Source organism: Candidatus Methanoperedens nitratireducens, assembly GCF_000685155.1.
Taxonomy (GTDB): Archaea; Halobacteriota; Methanosarcinia; order Methanosarcinales; family Methanoperedenaceae; genus Methanoperedens; species Methanoperedens nitratireducens.
Genome location: NZ_JMIY01000003.1, coordinates 105262 through 105474 on the forward strand (window position 1 = coordinate 105262; position 213 = coordinate 105474).

Consider the following 213-nt stretch of genomic DNA (forward strand, 5'->3'; position numbering starts at 1 on the left):
GTCGACGTGGATACGTAATCGACTGGCGTAACAGTCGACGTGGATACGTAATCGACTGGCGTGACAGTCGACGTGGATACGCAATCGACTGGCGTGACAGTCGACGTGGATGCGCCCTCCCGAGGCGCGACTCGGGGCGTTTATCTGCGGTTATTTCAGCGAATTACAGCTTTAATATTGTTGATTCCTATTATTGCCGCAATTATGTATAAA